We start from the raw sequence: 19341 nt of genomic DNA, 5'->3' as shown, positions 1-19341 counted from the left end.
ATGTGGATTTAAAATGTTGTTACCTTCACGACGCACTTTTCTGTCAGACATCGGCATGGGCTTTTCTGGCTTAGCGCTCAGCGCCATGCTGCATCGCGACGGGTACGGCAAAGATGGCAGTAGCCCTGCCCTGAATTTCCCAGCCAAAGCCAAGCGCGTCATCTGGCTCTTTATGGTGGGTGGCACCAGCCACATGGAGAGCTTTGATCCCAAGCCGATGCTGAACAAGTACGATGGCAAAACCATCGCTGAAACACCTTATAAAGATCTGTTGAATTCGCCGCATCTGAAAACCAACTTGCGGGAACTGCTACCTGGTCAGCATAAGGTTCAGCCTAAGGTCTACCGCATGCAGGTGGATCACAAGAAGTGGGGCATGAGCGGATTGGACATCAGCAACTGGTGGCCGCACGTCGCTGCGCATGCTGACAAGCTGGCTATCGTTCGCTCCTTGTGGACAACCGACAACGATCACGGCGCTCAACTCCAGTTCCATACTGGCAGACACGTACTGGAAGGCCCACACCCGACAATTGGTTCCTGGGCCCACTATGGACTGGGTTCCTTGAATGAAAACCTTCCCAGTTTTGTAGTGCTGGGCACTCCACTGGCAGATTGCTGTGGCGGCGTGCACGGACATGGTAGCCATTACCTGGGGCCGGAGCATAATGGTATAAGGCTCAAGGTCGATCCGAAGAACCCGTTGCCTTTCGCTGTTTCCTCCATGCCCAAATCAGCCATGGAACAGGCAGCGGAGTTTGAACTGGCAGGCAAGTTGAACGCACTTTCCAATGTCACCTATCCTGATGATCCAGCACTGCGAGCACGCATCAAGAGTTATGAACTGGCTTACAAGATGCAGAGCAGCGTGCCGGAGGTGGTCAATTTTGCCAGTGAAAGTGAAGCAACTCGCAAACTCTATGGTTTAGACAATGCCAAGACCAAACCGTTCGGCGAACAATGCCTGGCAGCCCGGCGGTTAGTTGAACGGGGAGTTCGATTCGTGCAGGTATTTCATGGCAGCAATGGCGGCGCTGGCGCCTGGGATGCACATGGTGGATTGAAATCGAATCATACTGAATTGTGTGCTCAGGTCGATCAACCCATCGGCGCATTACTCACCGATCTGGACCAGCGTGGCCTGCTCGATGAAACCATCGTAGTGTGGGGCAGTGAATTTGGCAGAACGCCCGGTGCTGAAAAGAGTGATGGCCGCGATCATCACCCGTATGGTTTCTCGGCCTGGATGTGTGGCGGTGGCATCAAGGGTGGCATCGCTCATGGAGCCACCGATGAACTGGGATTCCATGCGGTGGAGCATCGCCATTATGTGACCGACCTGCACGCGACCGTTCTGCATCAGTTGGGATTGGATTCGCGCAAGCTGGAAATCCCCGGCCGCAAACGTCTGGAAATTGATTTTGGCGAGGTGATTAGGGAAGTTATTGGGTAAAACGCGTTAATTACAACTATTTCCTGCTCGGCTTCTTTAAGAACGGCAACGTATCTGGCTGATGCTCAGCAGGTATTTCACTAATCGCTGGCATTGTCTCAGCCAGATGAGGTGGCTGCAGCAAGCCCTGTTCGATGTGGCAGGCCCAGTTGGTGAGAGCCATCGGCATGAGTTCCAGCGGCAATACGGATATCGATCGCTGATTCATACTTGCCTGATACAGTGCCTGAGGCAAGCCAGGTAATGAACCTGCTTCAGGCGAGAGGAACCAGCTTTCACTTTCTTTCTTCGCCACGATGTACTGTGCCAGGCGATTAGCAAGAGGAGAACAGACTGCCTGCACGTCACTGGCGTTCATGGGCAGATCATCCTGCCAATCCTGCTGCTTCAAGTGAATGCGGGCATCTTGCTGGCTGGCCCAATCGGGCAGCTTCCGCTGAATCTGCTCATAGAGTTGCTGATCGGTTTCCGCATTGGCTCGCGGATCACGGCGATAATCCTGAAGGCAGCGGGAAGCCACTAGGCCCGCAATGCGTTCTGACCAGATGGGTATAGCCAGGTCGGTCAGGGTTTGCGTGTGCTCATATTGCAGGCCTCCCGATCGTGATTGCAGTCGGTTCTGAGTAATGGTGGCAGCAAAGGCATCCACATCAACAACCAGGCCCGGAGACAAACCTGAAAGCACGAGGCCACGCTTGATGCTGCCCAGTGATCGCAAACCGGCCTGACGGGTCTGGTCTTCCAGCAAGGCAGCCTGCTCACGATTCCAATAGCTGGGCACGATGTGCAACACCGATTTTCCCGGCAACTTGTCTTTGATTTTCTGCAGCACCAGCGCGAACCCATCGCGGCTTTCGAGTGTATGTCTCCGATACTGCCAGCTTCGATCCATACCCAAATGTGGTACGAAACATTCCATGACCTGCTGCGGTTGCAGCCTGATGAGCTTGTAACCCGATTTGCCGAGTTGCAGTCGTCGCTCTGCCATGCTGATGACGAGAGGTAATACTGTCTCGTTCTCATCGAGGATAACAGGCCTTGGCGAAGCGCCTGGTGAAAGCATCCAGGCACGAAGCTTGTCGGCTTGCCAATCCAATATCACGGGTGTAGAAGCCATAAGACTCGTGGGCAAAAATCTCGTGTCGCAACTTTCTATTCAGGTTAAGGGTATAATACGGTACCATACCGCATCCAGAAACCAGTCTGGGGTGAAAAACATGACGGAAGTTCTCAGTCGCAAACAAGCCTGGCTCTTTGCTGCCGCCGTGGTTATCGGTCTCCTGCTGTTTGCGTTCGGTCTTTTTTCCATTGGCGACAAGCAGCAGCTCTGGAACGGCACATTCAACATTACGATGAAAGTGGGCAACGCTGCCGGGCTGGAGCCAGGAACGCGGGTACGCATTCAGGGTGTACCCGCTGGGCAGGTAGCATCCATTGAACAGCCCGTTCAGCGTGGTGGTGATCTGCTGGTGACTTTGAAGCTGGATGGAAGATGTCGAGCATTACTGGGACAGGATGCCCGTGCAGAGATCAAGCCTGAAGGTTTACTTGGTGGCAAGGTGATTGACATCTTCCCTGGTTCTCCCGGCTCGGAAACATTGGCTGAGCATGCCATTATTCCAGGCCGTGAAGATTCCCTGGCGGATGATCTGAAGAAACTGGCAAGCGAATCGCATCAGACATTGGAGGATGTTCGCAAGCTTTCTGAACACATGAAATCGCTGAGCGTTCGCAGCGAAAAGGCTGTGAAAGAAATTGAAGGATTAACCAGCGACCTGCGAGAAGGCAAAGGTGTTCTAGGCCAGGAAGTTTTAAGCACTATCAAACAGGTGCGGGATACCAGCCAGTCGGTACAGTTCGGCTTTGATGCCATGAAACAGTTGCCGCTGGTAGGCAAGCATGTTGATCCAAACACGAAACTGCTGGTTCGCCCAGGCATGGACAAAGTGGTGGGAGTGTTTACAGAGGCAGAGTTGTTTCATGAAGGCCGTTCGGTTTTTCATCCCGAAGGTGTCGAACAACTTCGTGCCTGGGCAGCCAAGACATTGCCTGGAACGAAGTTGAGCGGTTCGGAAGTGGTGATTGTTTCGTACACCGATCCGAATTATCCGGATCAGCGGGCAGCGGAAATTCTGACCCAGGAACAGGCAGAAGCGATTCGCACTTATCTCACCGATCATCATGGCATTCACAAAACGGGAACTTTCAGCCGTCGTACGGTGCATGCTATTGGTATGGGTACACGCGTAGCGCCGGGAATGACTGCGTCGCCATCGACGCCGCTGCGTAGAATAGAAATAATTATCTTCGCTCCGGCAGGGACGCTTTCGTGAGCACATTGTCTGAACTTCGCATCCATCTGCTGTATCATTTCTGCCGCATTCAACGCCCACAACTGGTGATTGAGTTTTCATCGTTCTTTGAGCATCTGAAACGGATGTATGAACGAGCCCGGGTGATGCAACCTGACCTGGATTGGGCTGGTTTCGTCTCTCAGTTGCAATCGCTGGATGCCTACCTGGTTATGGCATGCTTGGAGAGACAGGAAGCCGCCTGGGATAATTTATTTCAGTCTAAAGTTGGCCGGGCAGATCGACTGCTGCTGGATGCCTTGCGATCACGGGCTGCCAGACTTTATCCACGAATGGAACTGGAACAGGAAACCGCGATTAACGATTTCTGGGGACACTTGATAGTGTCTTCCAGTGAAGAGTCGTTGCCCATCCTCGCCCGTTATGATGGCTTGAGGCCACTGGTCCCCTGGCTCCTGAGGGTGTTTCAAAACCGGCAACTTTCGAATCTGCGATCGCCGTCGCATCGCGTGGCAGACCTTGGTGATGACGATCTTCTGCAGGCATTTGAAAAGCCTGATACGCTTTCTTCCAGTCATTGGCATGAATTGTTTCGTGATGCTACCCGAGCCTGGCTGACCACGCTGAATGATCAGGAGTTGATTTTGCTTGGCTTGCGATGGAGATATCAACTAAGCCAGCGTGAATCGGCACAGCTACTTGGGATACATGAAGGAACCTTGTCGCGTCAGATGGATAAACTGCGCGAACGATGCCTTACAGAGATTCAGGAGCAACTGGAATCGCAGGGCTGGACCGGCGACGATCTGCAGGATTTCATCCTCAGTGAGATGGCTACTGTACTTCTGGAAGACAGCAGACTCTCGATGGCGTCACTGCGACAGAGATTGAAGAAGGCTGGTATAAAGATTCAAGTACCTGTATCCGAGCCAGGTTAGTCGCATCGACATTCCTGTCGGTGCGCACAGACAGGAATGTCTGTGCCTCCCAAGAGACTGAAAATTGTCCTATCGAATGGCTTTGATTTCGTACTTCATTACGCCGGCGGGCGCCTGGAATTGAGCGGTATCGCCTACTTTTTTACCCATCAGGGCCTGCCCCATCGGGCTCGAAGCGAGAATCTTGTTATTGTCATAATCTTCTTCACCTGGCCCGACGAGTTCAAACTCTTCCGTTTCCTTGAACTTCAGATCGTACACTTTCACCTTGGAACCGAACACGACCTGATCCGTGGGCAGCGTAGATTTGTCGACTATAAATGCGTGGGCGAGTTTGTCCTTCAAAGCATCAATACGGGCCTTGAGCATGCCCTGATCTTCACGGGCAGCATGATACTCAGCATTTTCACTGAGGTCACCCATTTCGCGTGCCGTTGCTATGCGCTTGGCTATCTCAATCATTTCGACGTTCTGCATACGATCGAGATCGACTTTGAGCTTATCGTAGCCTTCACGCGTCATGACGATTTGTTCAGCACCCATGACCAGACCCTGCCAAAAATGAAAACGAAGAACAAGTCAGCACCAGCGTGCCGACTTGTGATGAATGTCAAAACAGAAATCGCAAATCCTTGGGGCTCGACACCCGGTGATTTGCGACTGCTGTAATTATACGCTGACCTGGCAGGAAAATCCAGCAATCAGGCGAGATTCCGCATTATGGCGTCCAATCATCTCCGTTTTTAATGGCAGAACAGAATTCCGCCAATAACTGACTTGCAGCAACCAGATCACCCAGATGTACCATCTCCACCGGGCTATGCATGTAGCGATTGGGGATGCCAACTAATCCGGCAGCAACGCCATCTCTGGTGAGTTGGATGGAATTGGCATCGGTTCCCGTTGCACGGTTATGAGCTTTGCGTTGCACCGTGATCTGTTTGCGTTCAGCAGCCTGCACCAGTTTTTGATAGACATGTGGGTTCGCATTGGGACCACGGCTGAGAACAGGCCCTTTGCCCAAGCTGCATTCGCCTGTTGATTTTTTCTCATTACCCGGCGTATCGGTGGCGTGAGTGACATCCACTGCAATACCGACCGTGGGATGAATGCCATAACTGCTTGTCGTCGCGCCGCGCAACCCGATCTCTTCCTGTACTGTGGAAACAAAATAGACGCTGCAATCCAAAGGCTGTTGATGCAGCAAGCGAAGTGTTTCGAAGACTGTCCACAGGCCAGATTTATCATCCATGCCCGGCGCACAGGCTATCTGTCCGCGGATTTCGCGATAGCCTAGCACGAGCGTTACTGTATCGCCGATAAAGACCAGTTCCTCTGCTTCTTTCTTGTCCTTGACGCCAATATCGACCCATATGTCGTGAAACTGTGGGACCTTATTTTTCTCATCACCTGTCATCAGGTGCGGCGCTTTGCGGGCTACCACGCCGGGTACAGGGCCATTTCTTGTCCAGACGAGCAGGTTAGAGCCCAAGAGCACCTGCATATCCCAACCGCCCATGGGCTGCACGTAAAGATAACCATCGTTATCGATGTACTGGACCATCAGTGATAACTGATCGCAGTGCCCAGCCAGCATGATGCGTTGGTCTCTGCCCGGGTTCAGGCAGGCAATCACATTTCCATGTCTGTCGGTTGAGATGTGGCTGGTGTACTGCCCGGCCCAGGCTCGAACGATGTCCTGCACGGGCCTTTCATATCCGGGTGGGCTGGGAGTCTGTAACAGATTCTTGAAGAACTGAAGCGACGAAGGGTTCATAGCGCCTCGTGGTGGAATAGCACTTCTTTTCTGATGATGTTCGAATGTGTGGGCAAGACCGTTATATCAGACAAATTATCGCAGGTGAACTGTTTCTCGGCAAATCAACTGAAATGGCTGTCACACCGTGTGATCTCAACGGTATGAGGTGTGAACTCAACTTATCTCAATCACGGAGCATTGTCATGAAACTCATTCAAACTCTTCTTGACCAAGGCATGAATCATCAGGAAGCCACCAACCAGGCATTGAAACTGGGAATGGAAAAGAAAAACGTTGCCCGGTTTCTAGCCAATATCGCAGATGCACCCTTGATTCAGTCGCATCAAAACGAAATCACTTTTCTGCAAGCATACATGATGCTACTGAATGTGATAGCTATCGCAAGCCTGACCTGGCTGGGATATGAACAGAGTAATCAGCTGTTTTACGGGCTGGCTGGTTTTGCCGTGGTGATTGCCCTGGCCTGCTGGTACGGCATCAGCCGACATCGCGCTTCTGCTTATGTTGCTGTGTGCATGTTGACTGCGATGAGCAGCATGCAGGCTTTGCGAGGGTTTCAGGAATCACCTGCGATGGTGAGTGTCTGCATCGCGCTGAATCTGATACTCATCGGACTGGCTATTCGATTGAAGTTGAAACTTTTCCCACAGCAGAACTTCTTCAACAATAAGAAATGTGAGAATGGGAATCTTTGTTATTGAGAAGTGTAATAAACGGTGATCGTGCCACACTTCGACGAGTACTCTCGTCGAGGTGTGCTGCTGTTGATCGTGGTATCACTTTAAAAATGAGTGGAGATCAATGTTTCCCGAAACGACATCCGGATCGTGAGTACACGACGGAATGTGGCACAGATTCCGCCAAAATGTATCTAACTGTTATTTCTCGTAAGTACGTCGATCGCCGCAGGCTGGCTTGAGTGAGAGTTGATAAAGTTGCTCGCCAACTGGCGTGGGGTATTCACCGGTCACACACGCCCGGCACAGTTTTTCTGTCTGAATGCCAATGCAACGAGCAAGAGATTCTACCGGTAGATAGGCAAGACTGTCTGCCCCCAGTTCCTGGGCCATTTTGCGCTCATATTCCCGAGATATTGGCTGACCGTGCAGGAACCGTGGAGCAAAGAGTTCCTGAATCGTGGACATATCGATGCCATAAAAACAGGGAGCAATGATAGGCGGGCAGGCGACACGGACGTGAATTTCCTTCGCGTGTCCCACGCTGCGCATGACTCCCAATAGCGCTTTCATGGTCGAACTGCGGACAATGGTATCTTCCACCAGGAGCACTCGTTTGCCTTCAAGCACCTGCCTGAGCGGTGTGTACTTGGCTCGAATGCGTGCTTCACGGTTTTCGCCTTCGATAAATGTGCGACCAACATACCGGTTACGCATCAGCCCTTCGACCGATGGTAACTTCAAAGCAAAAGCCATTGCATCCGCCGCTGCTTTGGCTGTATCGGGCACTGGTACCACAATGGTGTCATCATCCAGCGGAACAATTCCCAGTTCTTTTTCCTGCTGTGCCAGTTCAATACCGAGAGCATTTCGTGTCAGGTAGACGCTGTGGCCATCGAGTTCACTGGCTACATTGGCAAAATAAATCCATTCAAAGAAGCAATGCTTCGGTGTTTTCTTCGGTGCAAACCGTTCCAGTCTGAATTGACCATCCTCAATGATGATCATTTCACCTGGCTGTAGCGTGTTGACTTGAGTGAACCCCAGGTTTTGCAGCGCCACGCTTTCACTGGCAGCAGCAAACAGGTTGCCATCCATCGCCCAGCACATGGGACGAATGCCATTGGGATCGCGGGAGATGACCATATCGCCCATGGCATTCATGTAGACGATGTTGTAAGCGCCATCAAACCGCTCGCCGAGATTCTTGAAGACTTCCACCAGATCAGGCTGTGCGTCGCCACGTAACTCGTGGCTGAGATAATGCATGATGACTTCGGTATCGGTATCGCGGGTGAGATGATAATCCCGCATCTGCAGCAGTTCGTTCTTCAGTTCGCCATAGTTGGCAAGCTGTCCATTGAAGGCGAAGCTGAACCATTTCCATTTGCAGCCATGGTAACGGTTGAAAGGCTGGGCATAGCTGCGTTCATCGGTACCGCAGGTGGCATAGCGGACATGGCCAATGCCAGCCGAGGCTGCATATTCCTGCTGAATATTCTTGCTTTTGCCTTTGTGATTCAGGCGAAAGGCTTCAATGACTGTGCCTAATTCTTTGTGCGTATCGAGCAGTTTTTCGCGATTCGGATCGTAAGTAGCCATGCCTGCAGCAAGCTGACCACGATTCTGAAGATCGAGCAGCATGCGGGGCAAGAGTGAGGATGCCAGTTTGGGATCACCATGTGGCAACAATCGCGATTGAGGCATGAAGCCGGAAAGCACATAGATAGCTGCCAAACCGCATTCATGCTGCAAAATGGCCATGCAGAGTACCCGAAGTAAGTGAGAGGCAGACCCAGATGATCTGCAGGTGAAGTCGTTATAGCAACCGACAGGCGATGAAACAGGATGATGTCATGAGTTGGTCTTCCTCGTGCTTGCACAAGCGGTTATGATGCGGCGAATGCGAAGAACAACGAATCAAATTTCACATAAAGGGTTCATCATGCAACAATCATTATGGAAGCGAAGTTCCATACTGGTCTTCCTGGCAGCACTGGTTATCGGCCTATGCTGGGCAGGAGCCAAAGAGCCAGCCGCTCCAACGTTTAGAAACCAGGCTGATCTGCTCACTACGACAGCGCTGCGTCTGGCCCCGGCGGACTGCACCTACTTCAGCACATCTCTTCGGATGAAGGAACAACTGCTGCAATTGTGGAACACCAAAGCCGTCCAGAACATCTGGAACACACCGCTGGTGAAGGCAGGCTGGAAGGAAGTTATCACCAATTGGGAACAGCAGAGTGGCCCGCTGAAGGGCATGCTGGAACAGAAGGAAAATCAGGAACTTCTTTCACTGTTGATGGAAATGGTGAGCGAAGAATGCTTCGTGATTGGCGGTCCAAAATTGCCCAAGTTCATGACCAGCCTTGGAACTGCTTTCTCGGCAGCGTATTTCGGTGCTCAGGTTTCTCGAGCTTTCGGCGAACCGATGGATAGTCCATTTGAAATAATCCGGGAAGTTTGCTCTGCCCTGCAGGACGACCTTGATAATGTTGTGATTCCCGATCTGGTATTCGGCTTCAAAGTAAGCGATCCGAAGGTAGCTAAACGGCAGGTAGCCCGGCTTGCGGTAATACTCAATGCCGCTGCCCTGGCTGTTCCACCACTGACGGGTAATGTCAAGAATCAGAAAGTGGGCGAAGACAGTCTGACCACGGTTACTCTCGACGGCGCCAAGATTCCCTGGGATCAAATCCCCTGGGAACTGATAGAAGAGGATGCCGGCGACCTCCAGGAGCTGCGAGACCATTTGAAAACCATGAAGCTGACCGTTTACCTTGGCTATTATGATGGATATGTCGTGTTCGGCATTGGCGATTCACTTCGCTTCCTGGAAAGCTTTGGCAAAGCAAAAAAACTGGTAGACAACCCGGAACTCGCTCCCCTCAAGCAGCATCTGGACAAGAAAATTACCTCCATCAGCTACACCAGCAAACGGATGAATGCTGGTTCAGGCTTTACCCGTTCCGACGCGGATGATCTGGTGGCACAACTCAACAAGTTACTGGAAGAGAGTTCGCTCGAAGATGAGATTCGTGAACGGCTGGAAAAAGACTTCAAAGAACTGGGTAACGATGCGTTCAAACTGATGGGGCACGAGCCTGGAGCTGCGCTCAGCGTGTCGTTCCAGACACCTCGTGGCCAGGAATCCTTCCTGTATGATTACGCACCGAATCCCAAACAAGATTATTCCAAAGAGTTGAGCCTGCTCAACCATATGGGTGGTGATCCCATCCTGGCGGTTATTGGCAGAAGCAAAATGAACCCGGAACACTGGGACATCCTCGTCAAGTGGATCAAGAAAGGGGATGGCTACCTTCGCAAGTTTGGTTTCCCCATGATTGAGCAGTTTGCAGGAGAAGATACGGTCAAGAAGATTGAACAAGTACTCGAAGGTTTTACACCTTCACTTCGAAGGCTGGACAACACCGTCCGAACCAATTTGATCCCTGCACTGGCTGATGGCCAATCGGGGTTCATGATCGACAACATACTGGTCAGCACGCAGTGGCACCGCGATATGCCCTCTTCAGCCAAGCCGCTGCCCATTCTGGAACCAGCACTGATTCTGGGTGTCAGCGACCGCGACAAGTTGGTGGCAGCTGCGACCGACATCAGACAAGCCTTCAACGATATGGCCAAAGTCATTCACGAGCTTGATCCTGATGAGATTCCGTCGATCCATTGGCCTGCACCTGAAATGAAGAAAATCGACGATTTCACGCTGGCTTGGTATTCGTTCCCCGATGAATTGAAGCTCGATGGCCGCCTGAAGCCATCTGCTGGTTTAAGCAAGAACCTCTGTACTCTGACGGTTTCCAATGAGCATGCGATGCGGTTGATGCAGGCCACTCCCCTCAAGGCAGAAAGTGGACCGTTGACTAATCTCAACAGACCGCTGGGGTCTGCAACCTATTTCCGCATTTCCGGCTTGATGGATACCGCTGACTCCTGGGCAGACTTCATGTTCCAGGAGAGTGAACTTAAAGAACATCAGGCACATGCCAAGGATATCAAGACGATTATACAGTCGCTGAAACTGTTCAAAAGTTACAGCAGCGTGACTTATCGTGAAAAAGAAATGTCCATCACTCACAGTGAACTGCATGTGAAGGATGTGCCTTAACAGCACTGGACTTTATCACAATGGGAACTCGTAATGAGTTCCTCTGTAAATATGAGTAATTTCACTTTGATTTTTCTTGGCGCTTCTTGGCTACTTGGCGGTTCATTTATTTTTTACCGCCATGACGCCAAGAAGCGCCAAGGAGACAACGCGAAGTAAATTACTGACTCGTATTGGAGCGAACTGGCACAAATGCCCGAAAGAGACCATAGGAAGAAACCATCGCCCAGACGCCTTCCAGAAGCAGAAAGCCCCATTGGTATTCGATGGCAGCCAAGATGGCCAGCGTCAGTGCACCCACAAAGTTTAGTAACAGGTATCCGATACTGTGCGAATCCATCCGCTTCGCCTGGTTCAAGGCAAAAGCGACTAGAATCAGCAACGCTCCAATGATCTGAATCGTCTGAAGCATTACCTGCCCTGCACTACTGGATTTCGCAATTGTCCCAGTCCTTCAATTTCCACCTCAGCCACATCGCCGGGTTTCATATAGACCGGAGGCTTACGGGCATCTCCAACCCCAGGTGGCGTACCGGTAAAGATCAAGTCGCCCGGAGTAAGGGTGAACACTTGTGAAATGTAGGCAATCAGTTTGGGGATGGAGAAGATTAACTGATTCGTATTCGATTCCTGCATCACTTCGCCGTTGAGTTTAAGTCGAATCGGCAACTGATGAGGGTCTTTCACTTCATCTGCAGTGATGAACTCCGGGCCAGTGGGGGCAAAGGTGTCAAACGATTTGCCACACAGCCACTGCTTGCCATCTTTTTCCTTCTGCCAGTCGCGGGCTGAGACATCGTGGCCCACCATGTAGCCTGCGACATGGTCCATGCCATCCGCTTCACTGATCATCCGCCCGCCTTTGCCGATGACGACCACCAGTTCCGCTTCGTAATCAACCTTGTTGCTGACCGAAGGCAGTTCAATGTTCTGACCATGGCCAATCAGCGTGGTGACAAACTTACTGAACACCACCGGTTCTTTGGGTGGCTGCAGGTTCTGTTCCTTGGCATGATCGCTGTAGTTGAGTCCAATGCAGATGATCTTTTGTGGATCGAGAATGGGGGCATGATAGCTGGCATCTTTCACCGGAGACATGGGTGTGCCTTGCCGCTTGGCCACCTCGATGATCTTGCGATACAATTCCGAGCCGCCGGCAATCCACTCTCGAACCGAGTTAGGCAGTGTCGGCTCTGCATCATTGATATCGAAGTAGTAATCCTGGTAACGAAGGACCGCACGAGGGCCTTGAGGAGTTTGTAGAGTGGCGAGACGCATGGGTGAACCTGTGGTCAGAAGTTTGAAAAGTTATGTTACGAACAGTTCATGAAATGAGATACGACAAAGAGCCGCGCACGCAGTAAGCGGTTGGGTTAGGTGAGAAAATACAATACTTCCGATAAATGGCAAACCGTTTGTTGTGTGCTACAGTGTTACAGTTTAAGTCAAGACCGCTTACTATGTGCGCGGCTCTTTAGGTTGATTCGGAATTTGGAGTAATTTATGGCGTTGGCGTATTTCATTACGTTCTCGACATATGGAACCTGGCTTCCTGGCAGCGCGAAGGGGAAGGGATCGGTAGATCGAGAGCATAACGAATACGGAACGCCATTTGTGGAGCCGGATCCGCAGCGGGAACGTTGGGCTCGCGTCGCGATGACACAACCAGCTTTTGTGATGAGTCCGCAGGAACGGGAGATCGTCTGCCAGGCATTCGTGGAACTGGCGAAGGAACGAGGCTGGCAGTTATGGGCGGCAGCATGTACGGAGCAACCATGTGCATGTGGTGCTCAGCGGGGAAGGCAACCCGGACCGCATTATGAGCGACTTGAAGGGGCGTGCCTCCAAGAATCTGAATAATGCCGGGTTTGACAGTGCTGAACGGAAACGATGGACCCGGCACGGCAGCACGAGACATCTTTTCAGCGAGGAAAAAGTGGAAGAGAGAATACGGTATACCCTGGATGAACAGGGCACTCGTATGGCCTGGTACGAAGAGCCACGCACGAAGTAGCACCAAGAGCCGCGCACGCAGTAAGCGGGGGGTTGCAGTGTTTGAGACGGAGTCACCGCCGCTTACTTCGCGCGCAGCACTTGATGCCGCTTTCCTTGTGTACTATTTGGAAAAAGAATCGCCTGTTCAACTCGCCCGTCAGCGGTCCATGGCAATGTTCTAGTAGTCGTGCCAATCTCCACTTCCTTGTTACTCTTCAACTGCTCCAGGGCGGCAGCAGTTGCCCAGATATGTGCCAGTTCCAGTGTGTTGGGAATAAAGGCCAGCTTCAACTTTGCCAGATCAGGTTGCCAGCACGTGGCCATTCCCTGGGCAATGCACTCACGATCACCAGGAAGATCTATCGGAATTTTGGACCGGAGCAGGCAACAACTCGTCAGACAATTCATGTCTGACTTATGCTTATCGATCTTCTTGACTATGCGTGTTGTTGTCAGATCTGCAATGCCTACGCCTGTTGCGTTGCCTTCGGTTTCCTCTGAAAGATCGAGTAGACAGATACGGGTGATGTTGGGTTTAAGGAGATCGGGTACACCTTCGAGCATCTGCCGACCCAACACGTTGACATCCATGCCGGTGCCGGAGTAGTTCTTGCCACACTCGCCGATGATCAGCAGATCGAGTTGCTGGAAAGGCAATTGAGCCATCCAGGCACGAGCCAGGGACAACAGGCCTGGCTCCTTAACCAGCAGATCATCCCGATCAATCAGTTCAATGCAGCCAGGCTCGTCATCGGCATTTTCCACGATCGCCAGGCCTGCCAGGAACTTGGTCTTTTGCAGAACAACTTCCACTGATTGCGGGATGAAGTCCCGTAAGCCTCGCACGCCATACACATGATGCACCGAAGCACCCGGCTGCTTGCCCAGCCCGATAACCAGCATTTTGACGATACCGCTTTCATAAGTGCCATGAAAATCAGTATGGGGTTTGATTCTCGAAATAGTAAAAACGCCGTCAGCAGCCAGGGCGTTCCTGTCCCAATAGACGGGTATGCCCGATTGATTGACTCCTATTTGTTCGACATCCATATCACTGAGCACCGGCACACCCATGGCATTTTCATGGATGCCATAATGAGCCAGTAATTCACGCTGTCCTTCTGATGTAGCTCCACCATGCGAACCCATCGCAGCGACAATGAAAGGCTGATGGCCCATCCTTTTGAGCGTAGTCACTGTCGAGAGTACATAGGTCGACAAGTGATTGATGCCTCGGCTGCCAACCGCGATGGCAATCCGACTGCCTGTGGGAAGTGCCTGCAGGCGTTTCGATTTTTTCAGTTCCTGCGTTACCGTTCCCGCAATGTCCGTAACAAGTCGCTGTTTTCGAACTTGCTTGACAGGGTACAACTGAATTTGATCTACTTTTTCCAGAGACATGTGTCACCAGGGATACATCACGATATCATCGACAGGATAGGAACTACTATACTCTGAATCATGCCGATTGAAACCTACGAACAGGCCGTCGCCTTCTGGAATAGCCGAATCAACTATGAAAAGATCGGCATGCCACAGGATGTTCGCCTGCTGAAACTGGATCGCATGCGGCTGATGTTGCAGTTGCTGGGCAACCCGCACGAGGCGTTCCGTTCCATTCATATTACCGGCACTAAGGGCAAGGGTTCCACGGCGACGATGATCGCCAGTGTTTTGCAAGAGGCTGGTTATCGCGTAGGTCTTTACACCTCTCCTCACCTGGTGCGTGTGGAGGAAAGAATACAGATCAACAGCCAGCCTATTGATCAATCCAGTATGATCCAATGCATGCGGATGGTTGCTGAAGCCTGCGATGAAGTGGAACACCGCAAAGAAATGCCACCGACTTTTTTCGAGATCATCACCGCGGTGGGGATGCTTCATTTCGCACAACAGAAGGTCGATTATGCGGTGCTGGAAGTGGGCATGGGTGGTCGTTTCGATGCAACCAATGTGGTGATGCCGGAAGTGTCGGTCATCACGAGCATCAGTCTGGATCATATTGAACAACTGGGGGACACGGTTGAAAAGATTGCCTTTGAAAAGGCCGGGATCATCAAGCGAGGGCGGCCGGTGGTTTCGGGAGTGCGTGAACCAGGCCCCGCAGCAGTCATCGAAAGAGTAGCGAAGGAACAGGAGGCCCCGCTCTATCGACTTGATTCTGAGTTTGATGGCATGTGTTGGCCGGGGGACATTCGTCAGAACATTAAACCCAAAGTCATGTGGCTGGGGCAAACGACTCTTTCCCCCTGGTGTGAACTATCTCTCTGGGGTAAGCACCAGGCAGACAACGCGGTAATTGCACTGCAAACACTTCATCTGCTGGAGCCACAGGCAAAACTCTCTTTAGAAGCCTATCAACAGGGCATGGTCAAAGCGATCATTCCAGGGCGACTGGAAATCGTGGGTGAGAAGCCTTGGCTTATTCTCGATGCAGCCCACAATGAAGCATCCATCGGTGTTTTGTTACGTTGGCTCGATTCATTGCAAGCTCCTGGTTTACAACTGCTCTTTGCAGTTTCCAAGGACAAACAAATTCGTGAGATGCTGAAGTTGCTGAAAGGGAAGGTCAAGCAGATTGTCTTTACACGCTATTCGAGTAGCAGTCGCGGAGCAGATCCGCGTGAACTACTTGGTCTGTGGCATGATATTGGTGGTGTTGGCGGAACAGTCGTCGAGCCAGCAACGCAGGCCTGGAAATATCTGGCGAATCAGGCGAGTAGCGATGAAATTGTGGTAGCCACCGGGTCGGTATTCCTGGTCGGCGAAATTCGCCAGCTTTATCATCCATCTTGATTGAATAAAGTGAACCAATTGTGGCAATTACGGGTCGTACAGAGATAAAAAAGTCGTTTGGGTGTGACTTGTTTCCTGAGAAAAGTCTTGTATCTTTTCGACTGAGACTGCGGGGACGTAGCTCAACTGGCAGAGCAGTAGACTTTTAATCTATTGGTTCAGGGTTCGAGTCCCTGCGTCCCCATCTCTCGGGAGAGGTGGCTGAGTGGTCGAAAGCACCGCTTTGCTAAAGCGGCGTAGGGGTCAAACCCTACCGCGGGTTCGAATCCCGCCCTCTCCGCTTGTCCTTGCCTAATCTGATCACAAATGTTGTATACCCCTACGACTTTGCATTGGGGAGTATCCTTTTTTTCAAATTCTCTTTCTCCTTTTGCCACTTCATGACCTCTTCGGATTTGTTGATCTCGGTGTAAAGTTTGATAAGCCGGTCAATGGCATTGTTGATGAAAGATTTGTCCCTGTCGGGAATCGCTTTCTCCCGCGATTTCATTCCGTTGTATCCAGTGATCAAGAACAGCTCGGCTTCGGCATATTTCTTTTGTTCGAGTAGAACTGCACCCAGCAGATATTGAGCACGGAAAACATTCCAATGATCAGGTGTCAGCTTTTTCAGTTTCGTTGCGCCTTGGCGCAGCAGTTTCTCGGCTTCTTCCAATTTCCCGGTATACAACAGGCAATTACCCAGGTTTATCAAGCTTGCGATGGTGGGTTGGGATTCTGCTCCATGCCGACGCTGTTGTTTGTCGTGGTACTCACGCAACAGTGGCTCGCATTCCTGATAACGATTCAGTTTGGGTAACAGACTGGTATAGTTGCCCAGTAGTTGAATCGTGATTGGGTGGTCTTCTCCCTCCACCTTTCTGCTGCGTGCTAAGGCATCCTGAAGAATGGGCTGGGCATCCGTGTAACGCTGCATGGTGGTGTAGACTGCAGCTAGGTTTCCCATGGCAGTAATGGTGCGAGGATGGTCGTCTCCCTGCACGCGTCGTCGGCTTGCGAGCAATTCGAGCATGATAGGCTCAGCCAGTTCAGGGTGGTTCATCTGCGTGTAAAGCACAGCCAGGTTGTTCATCGCAGACATGGTGCCTGAATGATCCGGACCATAGCAGTTGCGAAATCCTTCCAAGGCACGTTTTGTCAACGGTAATGCCTCCTCCAGTTTCTTTTGGTCGCGAAGTACATCAGCCAGATTGTGGCAAGCGATCACGGTCAATTCATGATCCTCTCCGTTGATGCGGCACATGATCTCAAAACGGCGACGCCTCAGTTTTTCAGCTTGCTCAAACTTGTCCAGGTGTTGATACAGGGATGCCAGATTACTAGCCACCGTTTGCGTTGGGTTCGATTCTTCCCCATAGACACGCTGGTAACCCGCCAGTGCTTCGTTGAACAGTGCTTCCGACTCTGCATACCGAGCCATGTCCTTGTACATCAGGGCCAGGTTGTTCATGACTTGCAGCGTTTCTCGGTCGTCAGGTGAGTTTAGCTTGCGAAACAGTTCCAGTGATCGTACAAGATGGGGCAACCCTTCCTCGCGGCGGCCCAGCTTGCGATACGTCTCGCCAATGGTTTGCCGAACTGCAGCTTCGATAGCTGGCTTTTCCGCAAATTTTTCTCCCACATGCTGGGCAGCACGATCCAGCAGCACACGCACCGAGACTTCCCGATTTGGCTTTTGACCGGCGCGGGCCTGCTCATCAGTATCGGCCTGCCCGATCAGGTCATCCCGCAGGAATTCGTTGACAGCCTGCGTAATGGCTGTCTGTTCTTCAGCACGTTTCCTGGCGGTTTCTGCTCGTTTTTCTCCTTCCTCCGCACGTTGCTGCTCGCTGACTGCTTTTCGTCGCTGTTGTTCTTCCTGGGCGCGTGCGCTTTCAGCTTCCTGCCGCAGCCGTTCTGCCCGCACGAAGCCAATGAGAGTACCAGCCATTCCCAGTAATAATGCCAGCAGAACCAGAGTTGCTGCCAGCACCTTGCCCCTATTGCGTTTCACGAACTTCCGCAGCCGATATCCCGCACTGGGTGGCCCCGCACTCACCGGTTCGTCTGCCAGGTAACGCTGTACGTCCATCGCAAAACCGTTGGCAGTCTCATACCGACGGCTGCGGTCTTTTTCCAGAGCCTTCATCACAATCCAATCAAGATCGCCCGAGAGCAACTGGGTCAATTGCCTGGGTTCCAGTTTGCGCTGAGCCGACAGGCTGGCCAACTGGTTGCTCTCACTCAGCTTGGTGCTGGGCTTGGGTGGATCTTCCTCACGAATAATTCGCAGCACTTCATCCCATGCTGCCTGCTTGAATCTCTGCTTTTCGAGTGGTGTCGTGCCCGTTAATAACTCGTAGAGAATCACACCCAGTGCGTAGATGTCCGTACGCGTATCCACATCAACATTATTCACTTCTGCCTGCTCCGGACTCATGTACAGCGGCGTTCCCAGCACCATGTCGTGTCCGGTATGAAGTGTAAGGTCTGTCAATGGCTGATGCAGAGCCTTGGCCAGGCCAAAGTCAATCACCTTGGGCACCGGCTTGCCATCATACAGGCATACCAGGATATTCCCCGGCTTCAAATCGCGGTGAATCACGCCTTTCTGATGGGCATGTTGCACCGCATGGCAAATCTGGATGAACAATTCCAGCCGTTGTTTCACTGTCAGTTGTTCGCGATCGCAGAAATCATTGAGTGGATCGCCTTTGACATATTCCATCACAAAGAAAGGTCGGTGATCTTCCGTCATCCCGCCATCGAGCACCTTGGCAATGTTGGGGTGATCCATCAGCGCCAGCGCCTGTCGTTCCTGTTCAAACCGTGCCAGCACCTGGCCGGTGTCCATACCCATCTTGATGATCTTGACTGCTACTTTGCGACGGACAGGTTGCGACTGCTCAGCAACATAGACCGTCCCCATGCCACCGAAGCCGATCTGTTCCAGTAACTTGTATCGACCAGCCAGCACCTCTCCTGGCATATGATCTGCTTCTGCAGGTATCCGTTTAAATACAGTGCCATTTTCACCATGACTGAACACACCGGTGGCTTCCAAGGCAGGTTGCGACAGAAAGTTTCCTGCTTGTTCATGTGCTGCAAACAGGGCTTCGACCTTACGACGCAGTTCGGCATCTGTCCCGCAGGCTTTTTCGAGAAAAGCATACCGGGCTTCATCAGTCAGATCGATGGCTTGCAGAAAAATATCTCGTTCGGACATGGATATGACCTCACACCGGGACTTCATCCTGCCATGGGAAATCGACTGCAATCGTG

The 19341-nt window shown here is 51.8% G+C and carries 15 protein-coding genes and 2 tRNA genes; 9 read left to right on the top strand and 8 right to left on the bottom strand.

The genetic code is table 11. The annotated features are described in order from the left end of the window. Window positions 1-13: 13 nt before the first annotated feature. Complete coding sequence (locus tag JNJ77_14180; GenBank protein ID MBL8823732.1) at window positions 14-1453, top strand: DUF1501 domain-containing protein; 1440 nt, start codon at window positions 14-16, stop codon at window positions 1451-1453. Window positions 1454-1469: 16 nt separating this feature from the next. Here the strand turns inward: JNJ77_14180 and JNJ77_14175 are convergent, their stop codons facing one another. Further along, window positions 1470-2570, bottom strand: a complete 1101-nt coding sequence (locus JNJ77_14175) for a hypothetical protein (GenBank protein MBL8823731.1) — start codon at window positions 2568-2570, stop codon at window positions 1470-1472. A gap of 100 nt (window positions 2571-2670) precedes the next feature. On the opposite strand from JNJ77_14175, the gene JNJ77_14170 reads away from it, so the two are divergent. Both JNJ77_14170 and JNJ77_14165 read left to right on the top strand, forming a co-directional pair. Beyond that, window positions 2671-3786: an MCE family protein gene (locus tag JNJ77_14170; GenBank protein MBL8823730.1), complete on the top strand. Its 1116-nt coding sequence runs from the start codon at window positions 2671-2673 to the stop codon at window positions 3784-3786. A gap of 104 nt (window positions 3787-3890) precedes the next feature. Further along, complete coding sequence (locus JNJ77_14165) at window positions 3891-4703, top strand: sigma-70 family RNA polymerase sigma factor (protein ID MBL8823729.1); 813 nt, start codon at window positions 3891-3893, stop codon at window positions 4701-4703. 69 nt (window positions 4704-4772) lie between these two features. Here JNJ77_14165 and greA read toward each other — a convergent pair whose 3' ends face one another. Beyond that, window positions 4773-5246, bottom strand: coding sequence for a transcription elongation factor GreA (gene greA / locus JNJ77_14160; GenBank protein MBL8823728.1), 474 nt, complete (start codon window positions 5244-5246; stop codon window positions 4773-4775). Window positions 5247-5421: 175 nt separating this feature from the next. After that, a complete protein-coding gene (locus JNJ77_14155; protein ID MBL8823727.1) occupies window positions 5422-6480 on the bottom strand; it encodes a M42 family metallopeptidase in 1059 nt (352 codons plus the stop codon). A gap of 185 nt (window positions 6481-6665) precedes the next feature. On the opposite strand from JNJ77_14155, the gene JNJ77_14150 reads away from it, so the two are divergent. Continuing rightward, on the top strand, window positions 6666-7184 hold the full coding sequence (locus tag JNJ77_14150) for a hypothetical protein (protein MBL8823726.1): 519 nt from the start codon (window positions 6666-6668) through the stop codon (window positions 7182-7184). A 177-nt stretch (window positions 7185-7361) separates the two neighbouring features. Here the strand turns inward: JNJ77_14150 and JNJ77_14145 are convergent, their stop codons facing one another. Beyond that, the gene (locus tag JNJ77_14145; protein ID MBL8823725.1) at window positions 7362-8924 is read right to left on the bottom strand and encodes an amidophosphoribosyltransferase; all 1563 of its coding nucleotides are present in this window, start codon (window positions 8922-8924) and stop codon (window positions 7362-7364) included. Window positions 8925-9105: 181 nt separating this feature from the next. Here JNJ77_14145 and JNJ77_14140 point away from each other — a divergent pair, with 181 nt between their 5' ends. After that, entirely contained in the window at window positions 9106-11289 is a 2184-nt protein-coding gene (locus tag JNJ77_14140; protein MBL8823724.1) for a hypothetical protein, read from the top strand. Window positions 11290-11449: 160 nt separating this feature from the next. Here the strand turns inward: JNJ77_14140 and JNJ77_14135 are convergent, their stop codons facing one another. Next, window positions 11450-11701, bottom strand: a complete 252-nt coding sequence (locus tag JNJ77_14135) for a hypothetical protein (protein MBL8823723.1) — start codon at window positions 11699-11701, stop codon at window positions 11450-11452. Beyond that, complete coding sequence (locus JNJ77_14130) at window positions 11701-12567, bottom strand: fumarylacetoacetate hydrolase family protein (protein MBL8823722.1); 867 nt, start codon at window positions 12565-12567, stop codon at window positions 11701-11703. Before JNJ77_14130 ends, JNJ77_14135 begins: the two co-directional genes overlap by 1 nt. Before the next feature lie 225 nt (window positions 12568-12792). Here JNJ77_14130 and JNJ77_14125 point away from each other — a divergent pair, with 225 nt between their 5' ends. Next, window positions 12793-13149, top strand: coding sequence for a hypothetical protein (locus tag JNJ77_14125; protein MBL8823721.1), 357 nt, complete (start codon window positions 12793-12795; stop codon window positions 13147-13149). A gap of 216 nt (window positions 13150-13365) precedes the next feature. Here the strand turns inward: JNJ77_14125 and JNJ77_14120 are convergent, their stop codons facing one another. After that, a complete protein-coding gene (locus tag JNJ77_14120) occupies window positions 13366-14685 on the bottom strand; it encodes a DUF2088 domain-containing protein (GenBank protein MBL8823720.1) in 1320 nt (439 codons plus the stop codon). 60 nt (window positions 14686-14745) lie between these two features. Between JNJ77_14120 and JNJ77_14115 the strand changes: the two genes are divergently transcribed. From JNJ77_14115 to JNJ77_14105, 3 genes are all read left to right on the top strand, one after another. After that, on the top strand, window positions 14746-16080 hold the full coding sequence (locus JNJ77_14115; protein ID MBL8823719.1) for a bifunctional folylpolyglutamate synthase/dihydrofolate synthase: 1335 nt from the start codon (window positions 14746-14748) through the stop codon (window positions 16078-16080). 111 nt (window positions 16081-16191) lie between these two features. Then, a tRNA-Lys gene (locus tag JNJ77_14110) sits at window positions 16192-16264 on the top strand. Between the two features lie 7 nt (window positions 16265-16271). Continuing rightward, window positions 16272-16360 (top strand) — tRNA-Ser (locus JNJ77_14105). A 39-nt stretch (window positions 16361-16399) separates the two neighbouring features. Here the strand turns inward: JNJ77_14105 and JNJ77_14100 are convergent. Next, window positions 16400-19312 carry a tetratricopeptide repeat protein gene (locus JNJ77_14100; GenBank protein MBL8823718.1) on the bottom strand — a complete coding sequence of 971 codons (2913 nt, stop codon included), beginning with the start codon at window positions 19310-19312 and terminating at the stop codon, window positions 16400-16402. Between the last annotated feature and the right edge of the window lie 29 nt (window positions 19313-19341).

It is taken from the genome of Planctomycetia bacterium, from assembly GCA_016795155.1.
In the GTDB taxonomy this organism is placed as follows: Bacteria; Planctomycetota; Planctomycetia; order Gemmatales; family HRBIN36; genus JAEUIE01.
The sequence above is the reverse complement of the archived record's forward strand: the minus strand, read 5'-3'. Positions and strand labels throughout refer to the sequence as shown.

Bases quoted from the DNA above. Each gene is read 5' to 3' on its own strand.
- JNJ77_14165 (MBL8823729.1), top strand. From the start codon at position 3,891: ATGTATGAACGAGCCCGGGTGATGCAACCTGACCTGGATTGGGCTGGT.
- JNJ77_14155 (MBL8823727.1), bottom strand. From the start codon at position 6,480: ATGAACCCTTCGTCGCTTCAGTTCTTCAAGAATCTGTTACAGACTCCC.
- JNJ77_14130 (MBL8823722.1), bottom strand. From the start codon at position 12,567: ATGCGTCTCGCCACTCTACAAACTCCTCAAGGCCCTCGTGCGGTCCTT.
- JNJ77_14150 (MBL8823726.1), top strand. From the start codon at position 6,666: ATGAAACTCATTCAAACTCTTCTTGACCAAGGCATGAATCATCAGGAA.
- JNJ77_14100 (MBL8823718.1), bottom strand. From the start codon at position 19,312: ATGAAGTCCCGGTGTGAGGTCATATCCATGTCCGAACGAGATATTTTT.
- JNJ77_14175 (MBL8823731.1), bottom strand. From the start codon at position 2,570: ATGGCTTCTACACCCGTGATATTGGATTGGCAAGCCGACAAGCTTCGT.
- JNJ77_14115 (MBL8823719.1), top strand. From the start codon at position 14,746: ATGCCGATTGAAACCTACGAACAGGCCGTCGCCTTCTGGAATAGCCGA.
- greA (MBL8823728.1), bottom strand. From the start codon at position 5,246: ATGGGTGCTGAACAAATCGTCATGACGCGTGAAGGCTACGATAAGCTC.
- JNJ77_14145 (MBL8823725.1), bottom strand. From the start codon at position 8,924: ATGGCCATTTTGCAGCATGAATGCGGTTTGGCAGCTATCTATGTGCTT.
- JNJ77_14170 (MBL8823730.1), top strand. From the start codon at position 2,671: ATGACGGAAGTTCTCAGTCGCAAACAAGCCTGGCTCTTTGCTGCCGCC.
- JNJ77_14180 (MBL8823732.1), top strand. From the start codon at position 14: ATGTTGTTACCTTCACGACGCACTTTTCTGTCAGACATCGGCATGGGC.
- JNJ77_14125 (MBL8823721.1), top strand. From the start codon at position 12,793: ATGGCGTTGGCGTATTTCATTACGTTCTCGACATATGGAACCTGGCTT.
- JNJ77_14135 (MBL8823723.1), bottom strand. From the start codon at position 11,701: ATGCTTCAGACGATTCAGATCATTGGAGCGTTGCTGATTCTAGTCGCT.
- JNJ77_14140 (MBL8823724.1), top strand. From the start codon at position 9,106: ATGCAACAATCATTATGGAAGCGAAGTTCCATACTGGTCTTCCTGGCA.
- JNJ77_14120 (MBL8823720.1), bottom strand. From the start codon at position 14,685: ATGTCTCTGGAAAAAGTAGATCAAATTCAGTTGTACCCTGTCAAGCAA.